15 protein-coding genes are annotated in these 20,984 nt (G+C 60.1%); 7 read left to right on the forward strand and 8 right to left on the reverse strand.

All coding sequences use genetic code 11. From position 1 onward, the window contains the following. Positions 1–52: 52 nt before the first annotated feature. On the forward strand, positions 53–1,270 hold the full coding sequence (locus NW842_RS01150; RefSeq protein WP_414373779.1) for a glycosyltransferase: 1,218 nt from the start codon (positions 53–55) through the stop codon (positions 1,268–1,270). Here the strand turns inward: NW842_RS01150 and NW842_RS01155 are convergent. Then, positions 1,261–2,082, reverse strand: coding sequence for a Uma2 family endonuclease (locus NW842_RS01155; protein ID WP_414357528.1), 822 nt, complete (start codon positions 2,080–2,082; stop codon positions 1,261–1,263). The two genes, NW842_RS01150 and NW842_RS01155, sit on opposite strands and share 10 nt — an antisense overlap. 207 nt (positions 2,083–2,289) lie before the next feature. On the opposite strand from NW842_RS01155, the gene NW842_RS01160 reads away from it, so the two are divergent. Both NW842_RS01160 and lgt read left to right on the forward strand, forming a co-directional pair. Continuing rightward, positions 2,290–2,982: a response regulator transcription factor gene (locus NW842_RS01160; RefSeq protein WP_414373777.1), complete on the forward strand. Its 693-nt coding sequence runs from the start codon at positions 2,290–2,292 to the stop codon at positions 2,980–2,982. An 86-nt stretch (positions 2,983–3,068) separates the two neighbouring features. Beyond that, positions 3,069–4,208: a prolipoprotein diacylglyceryl transferase gene (gene lgt / locus NW842_RS01165; RefSeq protein WP_414373775.1), complete on the forward strand. Its 1,140-nt coding sequence runs from the start codon at positions 3,069–3,071 to the stop codon at positions 4,206–4,208. A 74-nt stretch (positions 4,209–4,282) separates the two neighbouring features. Here the strand turns inward: lgt and chrA are convergent, their stop codons facing one another. From chrA to NW842_RS01195, 6 genes are all read right to left on the reverse strand, one after another. Next, entirely contained in the window at positions 4,283–5,554 is a 1,272-nt protein-coding gene (gene chrA / locus NW842_RS01170; RefSeq protein ID WP_414373773.1) for a chromate efflux transporter, read from the reverse strand. A gap of 102 nt (positions 5,555–5,656) precedes the next feature. Next, positions 5,657–7,618: a tetratricopeptide repeat protein gene (locus NW842_RS01175; RefSeq protein WP_414417314.1), complete on the reverse strand. Its 1,962-nt coding sequence runs from the start codon at positions 7,616–7,618 to the stop codon at positions 5,657–5,659. Positions 7,619–7,666: 48 nt separating this feature from the next. Continuing rightward, positions 7,667–9,142 carry a site-2 protease family protein gene (locus NW842_RS01180; protein WP_414373771.1) on the reverse strand — a complete coding sequence of 492 codons (1,476 nt, stop codon included), beginning with the start codon at positions 9,140–9,142 and terminating at the stop codon, positions 7,667–7,669. A gap of 73 nt (positions 9,143–9,215) precedes the next feature. After that, on the reverse strand, positions 9,216–10,307 hold the full coding sequence (gene acsF, locus NW842_RS01185; protein ID WP_414408010.1) for a magnesium-protoporphyrin IX monomethyl ester (oxidative) cyclase: 1,092 nt from the start codon (positions 10,305–10,307) through the stop codon (positions 9,216–9,218). A 104-nt stretch (positions 10,308–10,411) separates the two neighbouring features. After that, entirely contained in the window at positions 10,412–15,019 is a 4,608-nt protein-coding gene (locus NW842_RS01190) for a glutamate synthase-related protein (protein ID WP_414417315.1), read from the reverse strand. 297 nt (positions 15,020–15,316) lie between these two features. After that, positions 15,317–16,312: a hypothetical protein gene (locus NW842_RS01195; RefSeq protein WP_414417316.1), complete on the reverse strand. Its 996-nt coding sequence runs from the start codon at positions 16,310–16,312 to the stop codon at positions 15,317–15,319. A 345-nt stretch (positions 16,313–16,657) separates the two neighbouring features. On the opposite strand from NW842_RS01195, the gene NW842_RS01200 reads away from it, so the two are divergent. Continuing rightward, positions 16,658–17,671, forward strand: a complete 1,014-nt coding sequence (locus tag NW842_RS01200) for an ATP-binding cassette domain-containing protein (protein ID WP_414417317.1) — start codon at positions 16,658–16,660, stop codon at positions 17,669–17,671. Between the two features lie 140 nt (positions 17,672–17,811). Next, positions 17,812–18,666, forward strand: coding sequence for an ABC transporter permease (locus tag NW842_RS01205; RefSeq protein ID WP_414356806.1), 855 nt, complete (start codon positions 17,812–17,814; stop codon positions 18,664–18,666). Positions 18,667–18,690: 24 nt separating this feature from the next. On the opposite strand, the gene NW842_RS01210 is transcribed toward NW842_RS01205, so the two are convergent. After that, the gene (locus NW842_RS01210; protein ID WP_414399141.1) at positions 18,691–18,909 is read right to left on the reverse strand and encodes a hypothetical protein; all 219 of its coding nucleotides are present in this window, start codon (positions 18,907–18,909) and stop codon (positions 18,691–18,693) included. A gap of 113 nt (positions 18,910–19,022) precedes the next feature. Between NW842_RS01210 and NW842_RS01215 the strand changes: the two genes are divergently transcribed. Both NW842_RS01215 and thiL read left to right on the forward strand, forming a co-directional pair. Further along, entirely contained in the window at positions 19,023–19,673 is a 651-nt protein-coding gene (locus tag NW842_RS01215; protein ID WP_414417318.1) for a class I SAM-dependent methyltransferase, read from the forward strand. A gap of 114 nt (positions 19,674–19,787) precedes the next feature. Then, positions 19,788–20,810 (forward strand): thiamine-phosphate kinase, encoded by a 1,023-nt coding sequence (gene thiL, locus NW842_RS01220; protein ID WP_414417319.1) that lies wholly within the window; start codon positions 19,788–19,790, stop codon positions 20,808–20,810. Positions 20,811–20,984 lie beyond the last annotated feature (174 nt).

Below are 20,984 nucleotides of genomic sequence, written 5' to 3' on the forward strand. Positions count from 1 at the left end.
GCTTCTCTTGCAAGCATTCTTGGACACTTTTCCCTTACAGGTTAGAACTGGCATGAACGGGATCCCTGCCTGGGCTGGAGATGCTGCCGCCCTGAGTCTATTGGTTATGCAAGTGCCGATGCTGGCGGTGCTGCTGGCGCGGCTGCTGCCCTCTTTGCGGCGCCCTTCCCCTCTGCCTCCCGGTCAGCCTGGGATCCCTTTGCAGCCGGGCTTGGTCAGCGTGTTGTTGCCCACCCTCAACGAAGCGGAACGCATCGATCCCTGCCTGGAAGGATTACACCAACAGAGCTCCGTCCTGCGGGAGGTGCTGGTGGTGGACAGCCGCTCTCAAGATGGCACCCCCGAAAAAGTGCTGCAGATGGCCAAGCGGGATCCGCGCTTCCGTCTGGTAACCGACGATCCCCTCCCCGGCGGATGGGTGGGCCGCCCCTGGGCTTTGCACTACGGATTTCTCCAGTCGGATCCGGCCTCTGAGTGGATCCTGGGCATTGATGCCGATACCCGTCCCCAGCCAGGCTTGGTGGAGCGCCTGCTGGAAACCGCCCAGGCCCAAAGGCTCGACCTGATCACCCTGGCACCGCAGTTTATCTTGCAGCACTGGGGGGAAGGCTGGCTGCAACCGGCTCTTTTGGTGACCCTGATCTATCGCTATGGGGCAGCCGGAGACAGGGCTACCCTGCCAGAACGGACGATGGCCAATGGGCAATGTATGCTAGTGCGCCGGTCGGTGCTGGAAGCCATGAACGGCTACACGCTGGCGCGGGCCTCCTTCTGTGACGATGTCACCTTGGTGCGGCAGATTGCGGCAGCCGGCTTTAAAGTAGCTTTTTACGACGGTCGGCACCTGCTCAAGGTGCGCATGTACACTTCTTTTGGCGAAACTTGGCGAGAGTGGGGCCGATCCCTCGATTTGAAAGATGCCACCCCTGTGGCCCAGTTGTGGGGGGATATAGCTCTCCTCGTCCTCACCCAAGGGATCCCTGGGCTGGCGGCGGTGGGTTTACTGGGCATGATCGGCTTAGGGCTTTCCCTCTCCCTGACGGAGCAATTGCTGTTGGGGCTGAACTTGGGGTTGCTTGCCCTACGGTTGGGTGTGCTCGTGGGGATTCGCGGCTCCTATCAAGACCCCCCCTGGACGTTTTGGATCTCTCCGCTGGCGGATCCCTTGGCAGTCTTGCGGGTGATCCTGTCTGCTCTCAGCCGACCCCGGTCTTGGCGAGGGCGCACCTACTGGGGAAATGGGGGGATATCAACAGATAGTCAACAATAGTCGGTTGCCGCATCAGGATCCAACCCCAGTTCCCGCAACTTTGCCGCTAGGCGTCGTTGCTCCGAGCGGGCTTGTTCGAGAGCTGCCTCTGCCGCCTCGGCCCGTTGCCGTTCCTGTTCAGCCCGCTGCCGCTCCTGTTCGGCCCGCTGCCGCTCCTGCTCTATATGTTCACTCCCCCACAGCAGCAAACTCCCATCGGCAGTCCACCACCGCAACCAGTTGGCTTTGGTCTCGGCTTTTTGTCCCCGCCACACCCCCAAAAACAAGCCAATCTCCGGGATCCAGTAGCGACGGTTTTCATCCGCCGATACAGGGGTATAGCGGCCATTCTCCAGGCGGTAGACATCCAGCTCACCGGTTTTGGGATGAAAGATTACATAGACAGGCACCTGCAAAATGCGCTCGTAGAAATACCATTTTCCATAGGGATAGTGGGGATTGATGGAGTACTCGCCGCCCTCGGTTTCGGAGATGAATTCCATCACAATCGCCGGGGGATCCCCTTCTAGGTGGGGGGTATAGCTGCGGCGGATCTCTCCTTCGGGAATCGGCTGTACTGCGGGCACATAAACCCAGTCGGGGGCTTTCACCACCACCTTGTCCCCGACAGTGCTGCAAAGGCCAAAGTTGGAGGCGATCAAAGCCTGGGCAGGGATCATCTGAGCGAGTTCCAATGCCTCACGCAGAGCAGCAGCCAAAAGGGGCTGTAAGGTGCTTTCCACAGGCTCATCCGGCAAGGGAAAGTCTTCCGGCAGTTTTTCCCATCGAATGGGAGGTAGGGGCGGGGTGAGCCGAACAGGAGAGAGGGTCATGGCTTAGGATACTCATGGTGATAAGGTACATGAATGCCTTTTGAATAACTCAAAGCACTTGCTGATATCAACCCCAGGCAATTCCACAAGGCTGTTGCAGGCTAGGACGGATTCAGTCATCTCGACTGCCAATCCATACGGTTGAGATATGCTTGGGGGCAATGAGCAAGTTTTTCGGCGTCTTCCTTGGATTCAGCAAGAGAGCGTATGCCAGAGCCTGAACCCTCTTCTGCCCACATTCTGGTGATCGAAGATGAAGCTAAGCTGGCTCGTTTTGTGGAAACGGAGCTGACCTGTGAGGGATATCGAGTCAGCGTAGCCAGCGATGGCATGGCCGGGTTGAGGGCAGCCTGCGACCAAAACCCCGACTTGGTGCTGTTGGACTGGATGTTGCCCGGCATCTCAGGTTTGGAAATTTGTCGGCGACTGCGCTCAACGGGCAACCGCGTGCCGGTGGTGTTGATGACCGCCAGAGATGAGGTGTCGGATCGAGCAGCGGGGTTGGATGCCGGGGCGGATGATTACGTGGTCAAACCCTTCAGCATTCAGGAGCTGCTGTCTCGGATACGGATCTATTTGCGGCAGCCAAGGCGATCCCGCGATGGCCAGTTGGTGTTCATGGATCTGATTCTGGATCCCGTAACGCGGGAGGTCACTCGGGGAGAGCGGCAAGTGGAGTTAACAGCCAAAGAATACGACCTGCTGCGCTACTTGATGGAACACCCTCGACAGGTGCTCACCCGCCAGCAGATTTTGGAGCATGTGTGGGGGCTGGACTACATGGGCGACTCCAACATCATCGAGGTCTACATTCGCTATTTGCGCCTCAAGATCGAAGGCCAAGGGGAAAAGCGCCTCATCCAGACCGTGCGTGGGGTGGGCTACGTGCTGCGGGAGTAGGGGTATGGGGTCCAAAACCCCCCAGTGGAATCTTGCCTGTGAGGTTAGTTGAATTGAGGGATTTTGGGGTGCAGAGCGTGTTGTTGATGAACCTATGGAGTGCAGGGCTGTTGGGTCTCACCTTCAGCTCACCTGGAGAATTTGTCTTCCGTTTTCCCCCTGGCACCCCGCTGGTGGGAGGGCTGGGCCTGCGCTGGTATGGCCTATTGATGGCAGTGGCCGTGTTGGTCGGCTTGATCTTGACCAAAGCACTGGCCGAATCCCGTCATTTGGAGAAAGAACCCGGCAAAGCCGGCGAACGGGTGGAGCTACTGGCCCTGTGGCTGGTGGTGTCTGGGTTTCTGGGGGCCAGACTCTACTACGTCATCACCCATTGGTCAGAGTTCAGAGATAACCCCCTCTCGGCCTTCGCCATTTGGCAGGGGGGCCTTATCATCCATGGCGGGGTGCTGGCCGGTGCTCTGGCTCTCTACTTCTATTGCCGCGCCACCGGGATCCACGGCTGGAAGTATGCCGATGTTCTCACCCCTGGGTTAATTTTGGGCCAAGCCATTGGGCGCTGGGGCAACTTTTTCAATTCCGAGGCCTATGGTGCCCCTATTCCCCCGGACAGCCCTTGGCCGCTGCGGGTGTACATTCCTCCCCAAGCTCGCGAGCCGGAATACAGCCAGTTTGAGTTTTTCCACCCGATCTTTTTCTACGAGAGCATCCTCAATCTGGCCCTGTTTGCTCTGTTGATGGGGATGTTCTGGCGATTCCCCAAGCTTAAAGATGGCACTTGGGTTTGGACGTATGTGGTCGGCTACAGCTTGATTCGCATCCCTTACGAAATCTTGCGCGTGTCGGCGGTGGCCTATCTGCCGGGAACTTCCATCAAAGCCGCCTATGTAGCCAGTGGCTTGGGCTTGGTGATCGGGATCGGCATGTTGATCTACATGTACCGGCTGCGCTTCGACCCCGATTTGGAACAACTGGCAGCGTGGTTATCGGAGCAAGCGGGATTAGCGCCAGAAGCAGCCCAAAACCTTCTGGAACGGGCTTGGGCTATTCAACAGAGACATCGCCGCGCCGACCTGTTGGATCGTGTCACCCTCGCCATGCCCCACTTTCCCGGCACCCTTGCCCCTCACCTGTCTCTTGGCCAACGGGAGCTGCTCATGCGGCAACTGTTTTGTCGCCTGGAAGGCAGGGATCCCTCTGAGGAAGGGCTGGCCCAAGCCAGTTAGTGCCGTGGCCATCAGGCTGAATCAGGGTCATTCCCTCACCCCCAAGGAGAAAGCAGGGCCAGGGAGCAAAACCTTTAGGCCAGCAGACCTCGGGCCAGCAAACCCGCCCCCCCTCCCATCAACACCAACAGCCAAGTGGGCTGGCGAAAGCGCATCAAGGCAATGAAGGCCGCTACCCCGATCCCCAAAGCCACCAGCGAAGCGGGAGTTGTTTGTTGTAGCAGCGCATTTTGGGCCAAGGGCACTGTAGCCGCAGCAACAGCCCCCAGGGCCGTTGGGGTAATTGCCTGCAGGGATCCCTTCACCCAAGCATTGTGCCGTATGCGCAACAGAACCGGAGCTGCCAGCAAAATAAAGGCAAAAGAAGGGGCAAAGATGGCCACTGTTGCCGTCAGGGCCCCCAGCACCCCTGCCACCTTGTAGCCGATAAAGGCTGCCGTCAGCACCACCGGGCCAGGAGTAAATTGCCCAATGGCCACCCCATCCAAGAACTCTGTCGGCGTCAACCAGCCCAACTGATCCACCACCTCGTCGGCGATGAAGGGGATGATCACCAGCCCTCCCCCGAAGATGGCGCCGCCTACTTTCAGGAAAAACAAGGTCAAAGGCCAGAAATAGGCACCAATCCGCTCCAGACCCCAAAAGCTGCTCAGGATAAGGGTTTCCGGTGGAACCGTGGCCACTACCGTCTGGGCCAACGTCAATACTGGCCAAGGGAGTAAAATCGGGATCCCCGATAGTGGGCCTTTTTTGGGCCCATACAGCAGCAGCCCCACCAGAGCCGCCAGCCCGAACAGCAACAGGATATTCACCCCCCCAATCAGCAGCAGGGCAAAGGCCGCCACCGCGATCAGCCCCCGGCTCCAATCCTTCACAGCTTTACGGCCCAGTTTCCAGCAAAAGGCCAGGATAATGGCGATCACCACCGGGGCCACCCCAAAAAACATCCCCTCTAGCTGCGGCACCCCCTGAAAGCGAAAGTAAAGCCAAGAAAAAATCACCTCGATCACAAAAGCAGGGGCAATGAAGCAAATCCCCGCCAGCACCGCCCCCAACCAGCCTGCCCGCACATAGCCGACATAGATCCCCATCTGGGTAGAAGCTGGCCCTGGCAACATTTCACATAGGCCCACCCCTTCGGTAAATTGTTCCTGGCTCATCCAGCCCCGCCGGATCACCGCCTCATCGTGTTGCATGGCGATGTGGGCTTGGGGGCCGCCGAAACCCAGGGATCCCAGCCGCAGGAATACCACGGCAATCTCTTTCAGGCGCGTTGAAAGGGAGGGCAAGTTGTCGGGGGCGTTTTCCGGCCTGGGGAACTGACCGGGAGCAGACTCAGAAGACATGGGCAAAGCCCGGCAAGACAACCCCGCCTATCCTGCCATCTGTCCGGGATCCCTTCAAGAGGACAACACTCGCCCGTTTATCCTTTCACCCAAACTGCCCCCTCAGGTCTTCAGGCTTCGCAACCACTCTTCCAGAGCGCGGATCGGCGCGGGATCCCGGTAGACGCGATCTTGACGTGCTTTCACCTGCTGGCCCATTTGCTCTCGCCACTCTGGATCCAAGCCCAACCGACTGGCAATCTGGACGTATTCATCGAGGTTATGAGCGATGGTATCGAGAATCCCCATCTGCTGCAGGATGGCGTAGGTGTGGCGGCCCCGCATCAGGGATCCCGGCAGGGTGACGATGGGCAGCCCGTGGGGCAGGGCTTCCAGGGTGGTGTTGCCCCCTGACCAGCCGAGGCTATCCAGGTAAATATCCCCCAGGGCATTGTAGGCCGCATATTCTGCGGGGGAGAGTTCTGGTAAGAGCACCACATACTCTTCGGCAGCTAGGTCATAGGCCTGAAAGGCTCGTCGCAGCCGCTGCCAAAAGCGCTCGCGGATCCCTTGGGAGAGGCGGCCCCGCAAAAATAGAAATTGGCACTTCCCCACTTCCCGGGCGATGCGGGGGAACACCTCGTCGTACTGAGGTAAGTACTTGAATAGGGATTGGGCGCAGAGATAGAGCACCCTGTCGGGATCCACCCCCCAAGCTTGCCAGTCCACAGGGGCGGGGTCAACTTCTAGGGGAATATAGTAGGTGCCGATGCCAGGCAGGGGCAGGAGCTGCTCGGTGTAATGGCCGGCCCCGTCCGGCGGCTCCATCAGCTCGCTGCTGAGGAAAACGTCTATTGTCGGCAGGCCAGAAGTTTGCGGGTGGCCCCAGGCCATCGCCTGTACCGGCGCCAAGCGGAGGGCGGCCAGTTGGGCACAGACCGGGTCAATGCCCACTTCCGGGTAGAGGAGCACATCCAGCTGTGCCTCTCGAATAGCCGCTTGCCATTCTTCTATGCTGCGGGATCCGGCCACAAAGTGCTCAAAACGAGGGGGCAGGGAGCACGTGACCTCATCTTGGATGACCGAGGTGTGGAAGCCGTAGAGGGCCACTTGAGCACGATCCAGGGCTTCTACCCAGCCGCGAGTCAGGATCTTCCAAACGGAGTGATCCCGAAACAGGCCGGAGACAATGCCCACCCGCACTCGGCCAGGATGTCGCTGCCAGAGGACGGAGGGCTGGGGATAGCGGGCCGCCATCACGTCCCTCACCAAGGATCCGTAGAGCTGCTGCAGATCGCGGTCGTTCTGGCCTTGGTAGGGCAAAAAGAAGGGTTGGACGGAGCCGATCCCGGCAGCTGCTCGCTCCAGGGTTTCGGGATCCCGCGGCAGGTGTTCCCAGCGGCCCTTCACCTGTTGTAGGGCTTGGCGGTAGCGCTCCCGAGCCACGGAAACTTGGTCTGCCGAGGCGTACAGCAAGGGCAACTGGCTAACACACCAGCCCAGGGCCGCGGCCAAGTCGGCAGGATCGGCCTGCCAAAGGCGGTAAAACAGCTCCGCCGCTTTTTCCTCTTGGCCACAATCCCGCAGCACAATGGCCAAGGTGTAGGCAGCATCGGCAAAGTCCGGCTGCAGCTCTAGGGCCTGTCCTAAGGGGACAAGGGCCGCCTCCAAATCTCCCTGCTGCCGCAGCACCAGCCCCAACTGGTAGAAGACTTCTGGATCCGGCCCCCCCTGCTCTAGGGCCAGTTGCAGGTGAGTTTTCGCCTCCGCCAGCCGCCCCGCCTGCTTGAGGGCAATCCCCAGGTTAAAGTGGGCATCGGGGAACCAAAGCTGTTGGACAAGGGCCTGCCGGATCAGGGCAATTGCTTCCTCTAGGGATCCCTGTTGCTGCCGACAGACCCCCAAGAGGTGCAGCGCCTCCGGGTGAGTGGGCTGGGCTTGCAGCACCTGCTGGTAAAGCGAGACGGCCTGTGGCCATTGCCCCGCTTGGTGATGGCGAACGGCCTGGGCCAACAGACGCTGCAGATGCTCTCCTTTGCCCTTTCCAGCTCTGCTTGGGCCAAAGCCTTTCCCCGGTCTAGGCATGGATGGCAGTGCGCTCCTCGCGCGGGCGGATCCTGAGCCTGTGCCCCATCAGCCGTTGGGGAAATTGAGAAAGCCCGCCAAAGCCGGGGCAATCGGCAGCAGGGTCATCACCATCAAAAAGAGGGCCAGCAAAGCCAGCGCATCCCGCTGGCCATCGGTCTCTGTGATTTCATCCTGAGGGGGACGCTCTGGCTCGCGAGCAATGAACAGGATCAGCAGCGCCCAATAGAGGGCCAAGACGTTGCTAAAGGAAGCGACCGCCAGGGCAATGAGGGTGATGAAGGTGGCGCGGGCCGCCGTCTTCCGCCCGTACACCGCCTGCACAATGCGACCTCCATCCAACTGGCCGGCAGGCAGCAGGCTCAAGGCCGTTATCGCCAGGCCGATCCAGCCCACGGCGACGAAAGGATGAATGGGGATCAGCTCCGACTGAAACTCGGATCCCAGCACCAGCCGGGCCAGAGTGCCCACTAGGATGGAGCTGCGGAATATCTCGGTAGGCACATACAGCCCTCCTGAGCCGGATAGCTTCAGGCCAGCCAAGAGCACCAGCAGCGACAGGATCCCGCTCGCCGCCGGGCCAGCAAAGGCAATGTCGAACAAAGCCTTGCGGTTGGGCACTGGCGATTGGATGCGGTTCAGGGATCCCAGCGTGCCAATGCCCAAGCTGGGGATAACAAAGGCAGGGCTGAGGCGCACCCCGTACTTGCCCGCCATCCAGCGGTGTCCGGTCTCGTGCACCAGCAAGATGGCGAAGATCCCGGCTGCCACCGGCAGGGCTTCCACCCAGCGCCCCGGCGCATCCAACAGCCGGAAGCCCAAGAGATTGGCCCCCACCTCCAACGTGGCGACGAAGCTGAAGACCAGCAACGCCCCCGCCAGGATCTGCGCCCCCACGGAAGCGCGGTAATTGACGATGGGATCCGGCAAGACCACCACCGCCGGCTTTTCCGCCGGATCCTCCACCAAAAAGAGCTGGTAGCGACTGCCCACCTGCTCTTTGAGCTTCTCCACCAGCAGGGGTACCACCACCTCCGCCTCCTGGCGCAGGTTGCCCTTAAAAATCGCCCCTTCCCCATAGGGGACGGTCTCGGTGACGAAAAAGGTATCGAGGCCGAAAATAGACTGAATGGCCTGCAGATCCTCAGCCGAGATCCGCTGCAGAACCGCAGGCGCTTCCAAAGGCGCCTCCCCTGCCGAAGGGGCTTCCCCCTGCTCTTCCAGACGAGCCAACTGCTCGCGACGGGCCTGCAGCTCCTGCTGGGCCAACTGGCGGGTCTTGCGCCCCACAGCAATGTAAAGCCCTGTAAAGACCAACAGCAACACCAGGAAGCCTGCAAAATTGAGGTAGATCCCCAGCAGCAGCAGCCCCAGGAAAACCACCCACGGCAACAAGAGCAGGGATCCCTGCAACCACACCCAGACGGCCAAGGATCCCCGTCGGCGAGCCCGCCAAAATCCCCAACCCAAAAAGGCCAGCGTTCCCAGCAAAAAGAGGGGAGTAATCTCGGTGGCGATGTTCATGGTCTACCTGTGATGGCCTACCTGCAAGAGTGCTCCACACCCCTGACGCGACTGAGGCGAGGCAGCAGACAGCTTAAGCAGAAACAGCCGCTCCCTCAAAACGGGGCTCAGGCTGCTCCCACAAGTAGAAGCCGGCACGGCGGGGCTTGAGCAGAAACAGCCGCAAAAACTGATAGAAGTTATTCAGGTAGAGGGGCAGCTTGCGCAAACCCTTGAAGGGGCCGGATCCCCGGGCAATCTCCCTCAGCTTGGCGTTGTTGGCCACACACTTCTGCAGCCGCCGCACAAACTCAGGGTTTTCCACATCCAACACCACCGGAAACACCTTGGCCGCCTCGCGGTTGGTCTTGTAGATCACCTCCATGTCATAAGCATGGGGATCCAAGCCGATGAGGCGGTAGAAATCGGGGCGCTCTCCCACATCATTGAGGTACATGGTGGCGAACACCGACAGCAAGAAGAAGCGGCACCACAGCTTGGCCACCCACCCCTGCAGCAGCCTGGGCTGGCTCAGAAGCATCAGCGCGAAGAAATCGCCGTGGCGGTTCTCGTCCTGGCACCAGTTCTTGAAGAAGTTGAAGATCGGGTAAACGCGATCCTCGGGGTGGGCCTCCAGGTGGCGGTAGATGAGAATGTAGCGCCAGTAGCCAATCTTCTCCGAGAGATAGGTGGCATAGAAGATGAAACGCGGCGCGAAATAGGTGTAAGACTTGTGCTTAGTGAGAAAGCTCAGGTCGAAGGCCATGTTGAAGTCGCCCATGGCGCGGTTCAGAAAGCCGGCATGGCGGGCCTCATCGCGGCTCATCAGGGCAAAGCACTCGGCCAAAACGGGGTTGGTCTCTTTTAGCTTGCGCGACAGCTCCTTGTAGAGGAGAAAACCGGAGAACTCGGCTGTACAGGAGCGCTCCAAGAACTCCACAAACAACCGGCGCGCCTGCGGATCCAGGCGGCTTTCCCAGTCTTGGTTGAACTCCTCACCCCGGACGAAGTGATGGCGGTTGTAGTCGGCGCGAAACTCCTGCAGGATGGCCCGGAAATCGGCCTCTCGATCCCCTAAGCCCATTTTGCCGATGGCCTCGAAATCGGTGGTGTAGAAGCGCGGCGTCAGGATGGTCTCGGTGGGCACTCGCGCTTGAGTTTGAGCAGCTTGCAAACTGGGACTCATAGTGATTTAAAGCGGATGAAAAGGCCAGGTATACTCTCGCAGTTTACCAGCCTCTCTGGCCGTCGTGGGGATAAGAAGTGTTACCGGCAGGCTCTGAGAGATCCTTAAGACTCCACTGCCAGCGGCTGGGATCGCAAGGGATCCGTCAGCTCGCTGCCCTCCTCCGAAGGCGGGATCACCTGCCAAAACAGGGGCAAGCAGGATTCCCAATTTTGCAGAATGCGCTCCGCTTTGGGGGAATGGGTGCGGCGATAGTGCTCCTGGATCAGGCTCTTCAGTTGTGCCTCTGCTGCCGCCGTCTGCACCCGCTGAATGCGCACGATCTCCCCGTTGACCTTGGCGGGAAAGTCGCCCTCCTCATCCAGCACATAGGCCAGGCCGCCGGTCATCCCAGCCCCCAAGTTGCGGCCCACCCGCCCCAGCACCACCACCACACCACCGGTCATGTACTCGCAGCAGTGGTCGCCGGATCCCTCGATCACCGCCTGCGCTCCCGAGTTGCGCACCGCAAAGCGTTCCCCTGCCTGGCCGTTGGCGAATAGGTAACCCCCGGTGGCTCCGTACAGGCAAGTATTGCCCAAGATCACATTTTCCGAGGGATCCCGTGGCGCATCGCCGGGAGCCAAGATGACGATCTCACCCCCGCACATGCTTTTGCCCACGTAGTCATTGGCTTCTCCTGTCAGGGTCAGGCGCATCCCCGCCAGCGTAAAAGCGCCAAAGCTCTGGCCGGCGCTGCCGACAAAGCGCAGATCCAACTGCCCCCCCTGTTGGGCAAAGCCGGTATCTCCGTACAAGCGGGCCAAGGTTCCGGCAATGCGCCCGCCTACGCAGCGGTCGGTGTTGGCGATAGGGATCTCCACCGTGGCCGTGCCGCAGGTCTCCACCGCCTTCTGCACCTCCGGCTGAGCCAGGATCTGCTCATCCAGCACCGGGCCGTTGGCGTGAACCGGCTCATGCTCCAACCAGTCGGGCAGGGTGTTGGGATCAAAACCGGGGGGAGTTCGCAGCAGACACTCCAAGTTCAAGGATTGGGTCTTCTGCAGAACCGCATCGGCGCGCGGACAGAGCAGATCCACCCGCCCGATCACCTCCTTCAGAGAGCGGTAGCCCAGTTGGGCTAAGACTTGGCGCACCTCCTCCGCCACAAACGTGAAGAAGGTCACCACGTGATCCGGTGTGCCGGGGAAGCGCTTGCGCAGCTCTTCCTTCTGGCTGGTCACCCCCACCGGGCAATTGTTGGTATGGCATACCCGCGCCATGATGCACCCCTCCGCGATCATGGCCACGGTGCCGAAGCCAAACTCTTCTGCCCCCAGCATGGCCGCCATCACCACTTCCCAGCCGGTGCGAATGCCGCCATCCACCCGCAGGATGGAGCGCTGCCGCAGGCCGTTTTCCAGCAGGGCATGATGCACCTCCACCAGGCCCAGCTCCCAAGGTGCCCCGGCATGTTTGATGGAGCTCAGGGGGGAAGCCCCGGTGCCCCCTTCATGCCCTGAGATTTGAATGATGTCGGCGTTGGCCTTGGCCACCCCCGCCGCCACCGTGCCGATGCCCACTTCCGAGACCAGCTTCACCGACACCTGGGCCTGGGGGTTGACCTGGTGCAAGTCGAAGATCAACTGCGCCAGATCTTCAATGGAGTAGATGTCGTGGTGGGGCGGCGGCGAGATCAAGGTCACCCCCGGCTTGGAGCGGCGCAGCTTGGCAATGTAGGGACTCACCTTTTTGCCCGGCAGTTGCCCCCCCTCGCCCGGCTTGGCCCCCTGGGCTATCTTGATCTCGATTTGCTGGGCGTTGAGCAAATACTCTGGTGTCACGCCAAAACGCCCCGAGGCCACCTGTTTGACGGCTGAGCTGGCGTTGTCCCCCATCCGCAGTCCCTTCAGGTGGGGAAAGCGAGCCGAGGTGCCATCCGGGGCCACATCGGTGATGGGGGCATATCGCTCCGGATCTTCGCCCCCTTCTCCCGAGTTGGACTTGCCGCCGATGCGGTTCATGGCGATGGCCAGGGTCTCGTGGGCTTCGCGGCTGAGGGCCCCCAAGGACATCCCGCCTGTGGCAAAGCGTTTGAAAATCTCCGATGCCGGTTCCACTTCCTCCAGGGGGATGGGATCCCGGTCGCTGCGGAAATCCAGCAGGTCTCGCAACGCGGTGGGGGTGCGGCTGCGCAGGTGGGCCCTGTAGATCTCATAGTGGGCAGGCTGGCCCGATTCGATGGCCTTGTGCAGCAGCTTGGCCATTTCCGGGCTGTTGATGTGGTATTCGCCTTTGGGCCGCGCCTGGATAAAGCCAAAGTTCTCCAGCTTTTTCGAGGTGAGTTCGGGGAAGGCCCGCTGGTGATTCACCATGCCCTCGCGGGCCAGATCCGCCAGCGTCATGCCTCCCACCCGCGACACCGTGCCGCGGAAGGCCAGATCGATCACCTCTTGGCTCAGGCCAATGGCCTCGAAAATCTGCGCTCCGTGGTAGCTGGAGAGCAGAGAAATGCCCATTTTGGAAAGAATCTTGAGCAGCCCTGCCTCAATGGCGGCGCGGTACTTCAGTTGCACCTCGGCCAGGGAAAGCTGGGGCAACTTGCCGGCAGCCATCTGGGTTTGCGTCTTGGGCTTGTGCCACCACTGCCGCACAGCTTCATAGGCCAGATAAGGACAAACGGCGCTGGCCCCGTAGCCGATCAAGCAGGCAAAGTGGTGGGTGCTCCAGCATTGGGCAGTCTCCACCACCAGGGAAGCGCGTAGGCGCAGCCCCTCCTGGATGAGGTGATGGTGGATGGCGCCCACCGCCAACAGAGGTGGGATCAGAGCCTGCTCGGCATCAAGGCCGCGATCCGAGAGGATTAAAATCTCAGCTCCCCCCCGCACTGCCTGAGCCGCCTGCTGGCAGAGGGCCCGTACCTGGACCTCCAGTCCTTCTGGGCCGGCAGCCACCGGATAGAGAATCGGGAGCGTGTGGCAGGGAAAAGGGGTATGCTGCAGAGCGGCCAGCTCCGCTTCGTTGAGCACCGGGCTGCGCAACTGCAACAGGCGGGCATGCTCAGGGCGGATCTCCAGCAGGTTGCCCTTGGATCCCAGATACACATCCAAAGACATCACCAGGCTCTCCCGCAGGGGATCGATGGCAGGGTTGGTGACCTGGGCAAAGCGCTGCTTGAAATAGTCGTAGAGGGGATGAGGCTGGGTGGACAGCACAGCCAGCGGCGCATCATCCCCCATGCTGAAGGTGGGCTCCTTGCCCGTAGCCGCCATCTCCTCGATGATCATCTCCACATCTTCTGAGGAGTACCCGAAGGCGGTTTGGGCTTGTAACAGTTGTTCTTCCGAGAGGTGAGGGGTATTTTCAAAGCCTTGGGTGCTGAGCTGAACGCGATGGGCTTTGAGCCATTCGCCGTAGGGGTGCTGGGCTGCCACCTGGGTTTTGATCTCCCAGTTTTTGCAGATTTGCCCGCTCTGCAGATCCACCGTCAGCATCTGCCCCGGGCCTAGCCGCCCTTTTTCCAAAATGTCGGTCTCCGGCAGAGGAACCACGCCAGCTTCCGAGGCCACCACCAGCAGACCATCGCGGCTGCGAGCGTAGCGGGCTGGGCGCAGGCCATTGCGATCCAACGTGGCGCCGATGGTTTTGCCATCGCAGAAAACCACCATCGCTGGGCCATCCCAGGGCTCCTGCAGGCCGCCGAAGAACTCGTAGAAATCCACCACTTCCGGGTGATCCTGAAGCTCCGGCTGGTTGCGATAGGCTTCCGGGATCAGCACCATCATCGCCTGCTGAGTGGAGTAGCCGGACTGAATCAACAGCTCAAACACGGCGTCCAGGCCCGCCGAGTCGCTGGTGCCGGGGTCAATAATCGGCTTCAGATCCTCGACCGCTGTACCCCAGCGGGGATGGGAAAGGGTCTGTTCGCGGGCGGCCATCCAGTTGACATTGCCCAGGTAGGTGTTGATCTCGCCGTTGTGGCAGAGGTAGCGGAAAGGCTGAGCCAGCGACCAACGCGGCAGGGTATTGGTGCTGAAGCGGCGGTGGTAGGTGGCGTAGGTGGTGGTGTAGAGGGGGTTTTGCAGATCTCGATAAAACTGGCCCAGAACCGACGATTGCACCATGCCTTTGTAAACGACAACCCGGCAGGACAAAGAGGCAAAATACAGAGCATAAAAGCCAAACCGAGCCTCTACCCGCCGCCGAATGCGCCGCCGCAACAGATAGAGCTGCTGCTCTAGCTCGTCTCCTTCCAGCGTGGGATGGGTGAGGAGCATCTGCCAAATGGAGGGCATGGTCTGCCGCGCCATCGGCCCCAGGCAATTGGGATTGACCGGTACCTGCCGCCAAACCACCCGCTGCCAGTCGGTGGTGGTCAAGTACTCATCGATCACCTGCTGCACCGCCTGGCACTCAGCGGGATCCTGAGGCAAAAAGACCATCCCCACCGCGCTGTAAGCGGGATCCAAAGCTCGAATTTCTTCCATTTCTGCTTGCAACAGCGACCAGGGGATCGCCGTCGCAATGCCCGCCCCATCGCCGCTCTGGCCGTCGCCGCCACAGCCACCCCGATGCTCCATACAGGTGAGAGCCTGAAGGGTTTTCTGCAAGAGGTCGTGGCTGGCTCTTCCCCGCTGATCCACCAAAAAGCCGACCCCGCAAGCATCCCGCTCTTGAAAGTGCCAGTTTTCCTGCAGGATAGGAACCGAGACCTGAGAGCGATGGGGATTCATAGGAGTCAAAACAGTTTGGAATAAATCACGCTTTTAGAGGTGGAAAACCAGCATATCGCACTCCAATCCGACAGGAAAAGGGGGCAGCCCCAAGTTAGGGCCGGATTTTGCCAGTAAGGCAACAGAATGTTCCAGCGGAAGGAAGCAGCGAAGTAGAGTTCAAAAAGGCTCACTATGAACAGATTTTTCGAGCTTCTTCTGCAGGCTTCTCCGGCAGACTTTGAGACGATCTGAGAAAACCGAGGCATAGGCGCCAGCTCACGGCCAACTGGCTCTGTGGAGAACTGCGATCAATCGCTATCTGAAAAAGTCAGAAAACGTATCCCGCAGATCCGAAAGCCGATCGTTGAAGCAAGTCAGCCGATCCCCTGCGGAGTTCACCAGCGTCAGATCTGCCCGACCGGTTGCCCCTTCGGATCCCAGTAGAGGAACGCTCATGCGGCTGGGATCCGTGGGATTCTGGGAAACGCGGATGACGGCTCGATCGCGGTTAAATTGATAAGCCTCGGCCACATAGCGGATGGGCTCGCTCAAGGTGGGATCCACCGGCAGCCCTGGGGCCGGCAGGAGATCCACCAGCTCGGTGAACGTGCCACTCCGCAGGCCCACCACGGCAGCAGCTCCCAACTGGTTACAAATGGCAATGAGAACCGGCTCTTGGGCAGTGGCGGTGAGGTTGGCCAAGGTAACCGTGACCGTGGCGCGGCTGGCTGCCGGCGGGTAGGTGACCTCAAAGGTGCGGGCAAAGGCATTGCCCAGCTCGTCGCGGGCGCGAAAGCGAAGCTGCCCGGTGTAGGGCAGGATGGAAGAAAAGTAGATGCCAAAGCGGTCGCTGGGACTCCGTCCGGGGATATTGGCCTGTCCGGGGACATAGGCAAGGGCAGCCCGGCTTTGCCACTGATTGGGCGGGGTGTAGGGCAGCAGCGGGCCACTGGTGAAGTTGGGGGGTTCTTTGGGGGGCAGATCCGGCTGGCCATCTCTGTTCAGATCCAGCCCATTGCCCAAGAAGGCCACCGAGCGCTGTAAGAGAATAGGACGGTTTTGGTTATCCAAAAGGGGATTCCGCCTTTCTGCCAGCCCGGCATTGTCCACATAGACATTAAGGGGGCGATTTAGGATTTGGTTATCCCGCTGCCGCCGCATGTTGAACTGTAGGTAGGGCCCCACTGCGCCCGCTGCCGGGGATCCTCCTGTGATTTCAAAATCATCCGCCCGCAGGAAGACATTTTCCAGGGGGCCCAGAGGAGTTGTTCCCTCGCCGCAACCGACCAAGCCAAGCGCTAAAATGGCCAAGGCTGTATAAGCTACAACAGAGCATCCTTTTTCGATAGGGGAATCCGAGCTCCCACAAGTCGGCAGCAGGGGCCGGCAGGCATGCTTTGGCTTCAGCATTCATCTCCTCTCCACAACAGACACCTTGGCGAGGGTTAAACCCAACCGGACTGAGTTGAGGATGGGCGGGGATCCCTCTGCACTCATCGGATTCGCCTGAACCACTATACCGTGAGCCTCGGTTCAGCTCCCACCATCCCTAGGGGGCTGGCGGCAACGAGCAAGACGAGCAAGAAATGGTGGCGATCCCTGGCCTCATCTCCCGAACAGGCTTGATAGCCTAGAGGAAGCGAGATGTGGATACCCATGTCAGATACTCCTGCGGTCTTGGTGGAGCAACTTCAAAAGCGCTACGGATCCACAGTGGCCGTGGCGGATGTCTCCTTTCAGGTGGAACCCGGCCAGATCTACGGCATTCTCGGCCCCAATGGAGCGGGCAAGACCACCACTTTGCATTGCCTCTGCACCTTGCTCCGTCCCGACTCAGGCCGGATAGAGGTGTACGGGATCCCGGCCAGCGAAAACCCCAAAGCGGTACGAGAAAAACTGGGGTTTGTCGCCCAAGAGGTGGCCTTGGATAAGGTGCTGACCGGGCGAGAATTGTTGCAGTTGCAGGCCGACCTCTACCACCTGCCGCGCCCCCTGGCCCAAGAGCGAATCGCTGCCGTCCTGGAGCTGCTGGGGCTGACCGACCGTGCCGACCAGCGCATCGGTACCTACTCCGGCGGGCTGCGCAAACGCTTGGATCTGGCGGCAGGACTGCTCCATCAACCCCAGGTGCTGGTCTTGGACGAGCCCACGGTGGGCCTGGACATTCCCAGTCGGTTGGCCATCTGGGATTTTCTGCGCCAACTCAAGAACACAGGGATCACGGTGGTGCTCAGCAGCCATTACCTGGAGGAGATCGACCTGCTGGCGGATCGGGTAGCCATCATCGACCGGGGCAAGGTGATCGCCGAGGGAACCCCAGAGGAGCTGAAAACCCGCGTCGGCGGCGAGCGCATCACCGTCAAGCTGCAGGAATTTGCCCCGGCAGAACTGGCCCAGCGGGGTGCCCAACTGCTGGGATCCCTGCCCTTTGTCCAGAAGGTGGTGATCAACAGCGCCCAGGGCAACGCCCTGAACCTGGTGGTGCAGCGGAATGGGGAGGATCCCCTCAGCCAGATCCGCGCTCACTTGCAAGCTCATGGGCTGGAGGTGTTCAGCAGCACCCAATCTCGTCCCAGCTTGGATGATGTGTATTTGGCGGCAACCGGGCAAACCCTCATGGATGCGGAGCTGGCCGCTGCCGAGGCCAATCTGGGCAAAAAGAAAAAGTAACTTCATCCCCTCATGATCGAGCCCCATTGATCCCTGTACAAAGGCATATCGAGATATTTATTGGTTGTATTGGTTGATGGATTAGATACTGCATTCATTCATCACACATTCATTGATCACAACTCTACAGGAGCTTGGGTATGACCTCTGCCTCTTCTCCGGTTCAATCTAACCCGATCCCCCTTTTGACGGCTGACTTTTGGCAGGAGACCTTCGCCCTCACGCGCCGCTTGTTTATCCAACTGCAGCGTCGCCCCACAACCTTGCTGGTTGGCATTATCCAGCCGTTGCTCTGGCTAATTTTGTTTGGGGCTTTGTTTCAGAATGCTCCTGCCGGCATTTTCGGGGCCGGACAAAACTACACCCAGTTTTTGGGGGCGGGAGTCATTGTGTTTACGGCTTTTGGTGGAGCCTTGAATGCTGGGGTGCCGGTGATTTTCGACCGAGAATTTGGCTTTTTGAACCGGCTGTTGGTGGCTCCCCTCACCTCTCGTTTTTCCATTGTTCTCGCCTCTAGCCTGTTCATCGTCAGCTTGGCGCTGCTGCAGACGGCGGTGATTGTGGGGGCAGATTACGCCCTTGGGGCCGGGATCCCCGACGGGCCAGGCTTGGCGGTGGTGGCCCTGATCGTGGGCCTGTTGGTCTTGGGCTTTACGGCGCTGAGCTTGGGCTTGGCCTTTGCCATGCCGGGGCACCAGCAATTGCTGGCTTTCATCTTTTTGGTGAACTTGCCCCTGATCTTTTCCAGCACGGCCTTGGCTCCCCTGAGCTTTATGCCCACCTGGCTGCGTTGGGTGGCCAGCCTCAACCCCCTCACCTTTGCCATCGAGCCCATTCGCCATGTCTACCGCAGCGATAGCTGGAGCTGGGCCGATGTGGTGCTGCAGGCTCCCTGGGGCGATCTCACCCTGGCGGGATCCCTGGGCCTCTTGACGGGGTTTGTCGTAGTGTCGGTTCTGCTGGTGCAGGGGGTGTTGCGCAAAAGTTTGGCCTGAGCCTCTCTGCCCAGGCTGTGCCCCTCAAAGCCATCGGCGGGAAGCGGACTTCTCCATAGCCGCCTGTGCCTGCTGCACCAGAGCCAGGGGGCTGTCCTGAGCCGGGGAGACGCTTAGAGAGGGGGTAAGGCTGCGAGCCTGCAGGGCCATGTGGAGCTGCAGTTCGGTTACGTACTCCCGCAGGCCAAGGCCGGACTCAGCAGAAGAACGGCTCGCTGCCGAGGGGTGAGATGCAGACATCATGGCAAGGAGTCCCTCGCGAAATTGCCACCGTTGCTCTGCTAAGCTATCACGCCTGCCCCTTTTCTGAAGGTTCCAAAATGTTAGCTTTGATTAAGCTTTGAAATCATTCGGCCATGGTGGTGCTCAAGGATTGGCAGCGCTCCAAGTTGGATCCCAGCGACGATGCCCTCTTTTACAGCTATCCTCGCTTCGTGACTCATGTGGATTCTGGCTTCATCGGCCAGCTCACCGATCTGTACCGCGAGCATCTGCGGCCCCAGACCCGCATTCTCGATCTGATGAGCAGTTGGGTCTCCCATTTGCCGCCTGAGATGGAGTTTGCCCATGTGGAGGGGCATGGGATGAACCCGGAGGAACTGGCGGCCAACCCCCGGCTGGATCACTTCTTCATCCAGAACTTGAACCAAAACCCAGTTCTGCCCTTCCCCGATCACTCCTTCGATGCGGTGCTGAATACGGTTTCGGTGCAGTATCTGCAGCAGCCGGAGCAGGTGTTTGCCGAGGTGTATCGCATTCTAAAGCCCCAGGGCCTGTTCATCGTCAGCTTCTCCAATCGCATGTTTTTCCAGAAGGCGATCCAGGCTTGGCGGGACAACTCTGAGGCGGGGCGAGTGGAGTTGGTCAGGCGCTATTTTGAGTCGGTGCCAGGGTTTGCGGTGGTGAAGGTGATCCAGCGGCCTGCCCCTATGGGTTGGCTGGGCTTTTGGGCAGGCGGAGGCGGGGATCCCTTCTATGCCCTGATTGGACAGCGGACGGCGGGGTAGAATTCTCCAGCTTGCCTGTGGCGTGCAGGCGGGATCCTTGGAAATATCCAACAAGAACCCATCATCCATCAGCTTTTTCAGCTTTGCTATCCTCGCTACCCTCAGAGGGCTGTTTTGTTCTCCGGTCTTCCTGACAGTGCTTCTCCACAAAACGGCGATCCTTCCCCCCTACCCATCTCGGCAATTGGGGAGGCAGGGCTGCTGCAGATCGTGCAGCGCTACTGTCCGGCCCAGGTGGTGGGAGACGATGCGGCGGTGTTAGCTGCTCCGGAGGGGCAGTTGGTGGTGACAACCGATGTGTTGGTGGAGGGAGTTCACTTCAGCGATCTGACGACCCCGGCCCATGCGGTGGGCTGGCGCGCGGTGGCCGCCAATCTGTCGGATCTGGCCGCGATGGGATCCCGTCCGCAGGCGTTGGTGGTGGGTTTGGGCTTGCCGGGCTCCACACCGGTTGCTTGGGTGGAGGAGCTTTATCAAGGGATGCGGGACTGTTGCGCCCGCTGGGAATGCCAACTGGTGGGAGGGGATCTGTGTCGGTCGCCGCATCGATTTGTGGCAATCACGGCCCTGGGATCGGTGCAGCCGGGGCGGGCCATTCAGCGCAGACGGGCTCAACCCGGCGATTGGCTGGTGGTGACAGGGCCGCACGGAGATGCGCGGGCAGGCTTGGAGCTGCTTCTCCATCCTGAACAGGGATCCTCAGCTACGGCGGCCGAGCGCGAGCAGTTGATCAGGGCTCACCAATACCCACGCCCGCGCCTGGATCTGGTGCCCCTCTTGGAAGGGATCCCGGATCCCTTGCGCGTTGCCGGTATGGATACCAGCGACGGTTTGGCAGATGCCCTGGTGCAGGTGTGTCAGGCCAGTGGGGTGGAGGCAAGGATTGCCGTGGAGCGGATCCCGATTTCAAAAGCTTTGCGGCAGGCTTTCCCGGCCCAAGCCTTGGAATGGGCGCTCTATGGAGGCGAAGATTTTGAGCTGCTCCTCAGTGCCGAGGTGTCGGTGGCCAAGCATCTGTTGGAAAGATTGCCGGGGGCCGTTTGGATTGGAGAAGTGACAGGCTGGGATCCGCAGGGAACCGTCTGGCTGAAGGACGGGCAGGCCCTCAGCCGTCAACAAGCCTTCCAGCATTTCTGAGAGAAGTTGTGCTGCAGGATGGCCACCCAAACTGCCAACAGTTGAAGACAAATCGACTTGTGGGAGAAAACAAGCCCTAGGAAGGATTCGATAACCTAGAAGTGGAGAGAAGCTGAGACAAGGAAGCAAATTGACTTGGAATAGCTTCGGGCAACTGCTCAGAACTCGGCAGAA

This window comes from Synechococcus sp. R55.4, assembly GCF_047461935.1.
Lineage (GTDB): Bacteria > Cyanobacteriota > Cyanobacteriia > Thermostichales > Thermostichaceae > Thermostichus.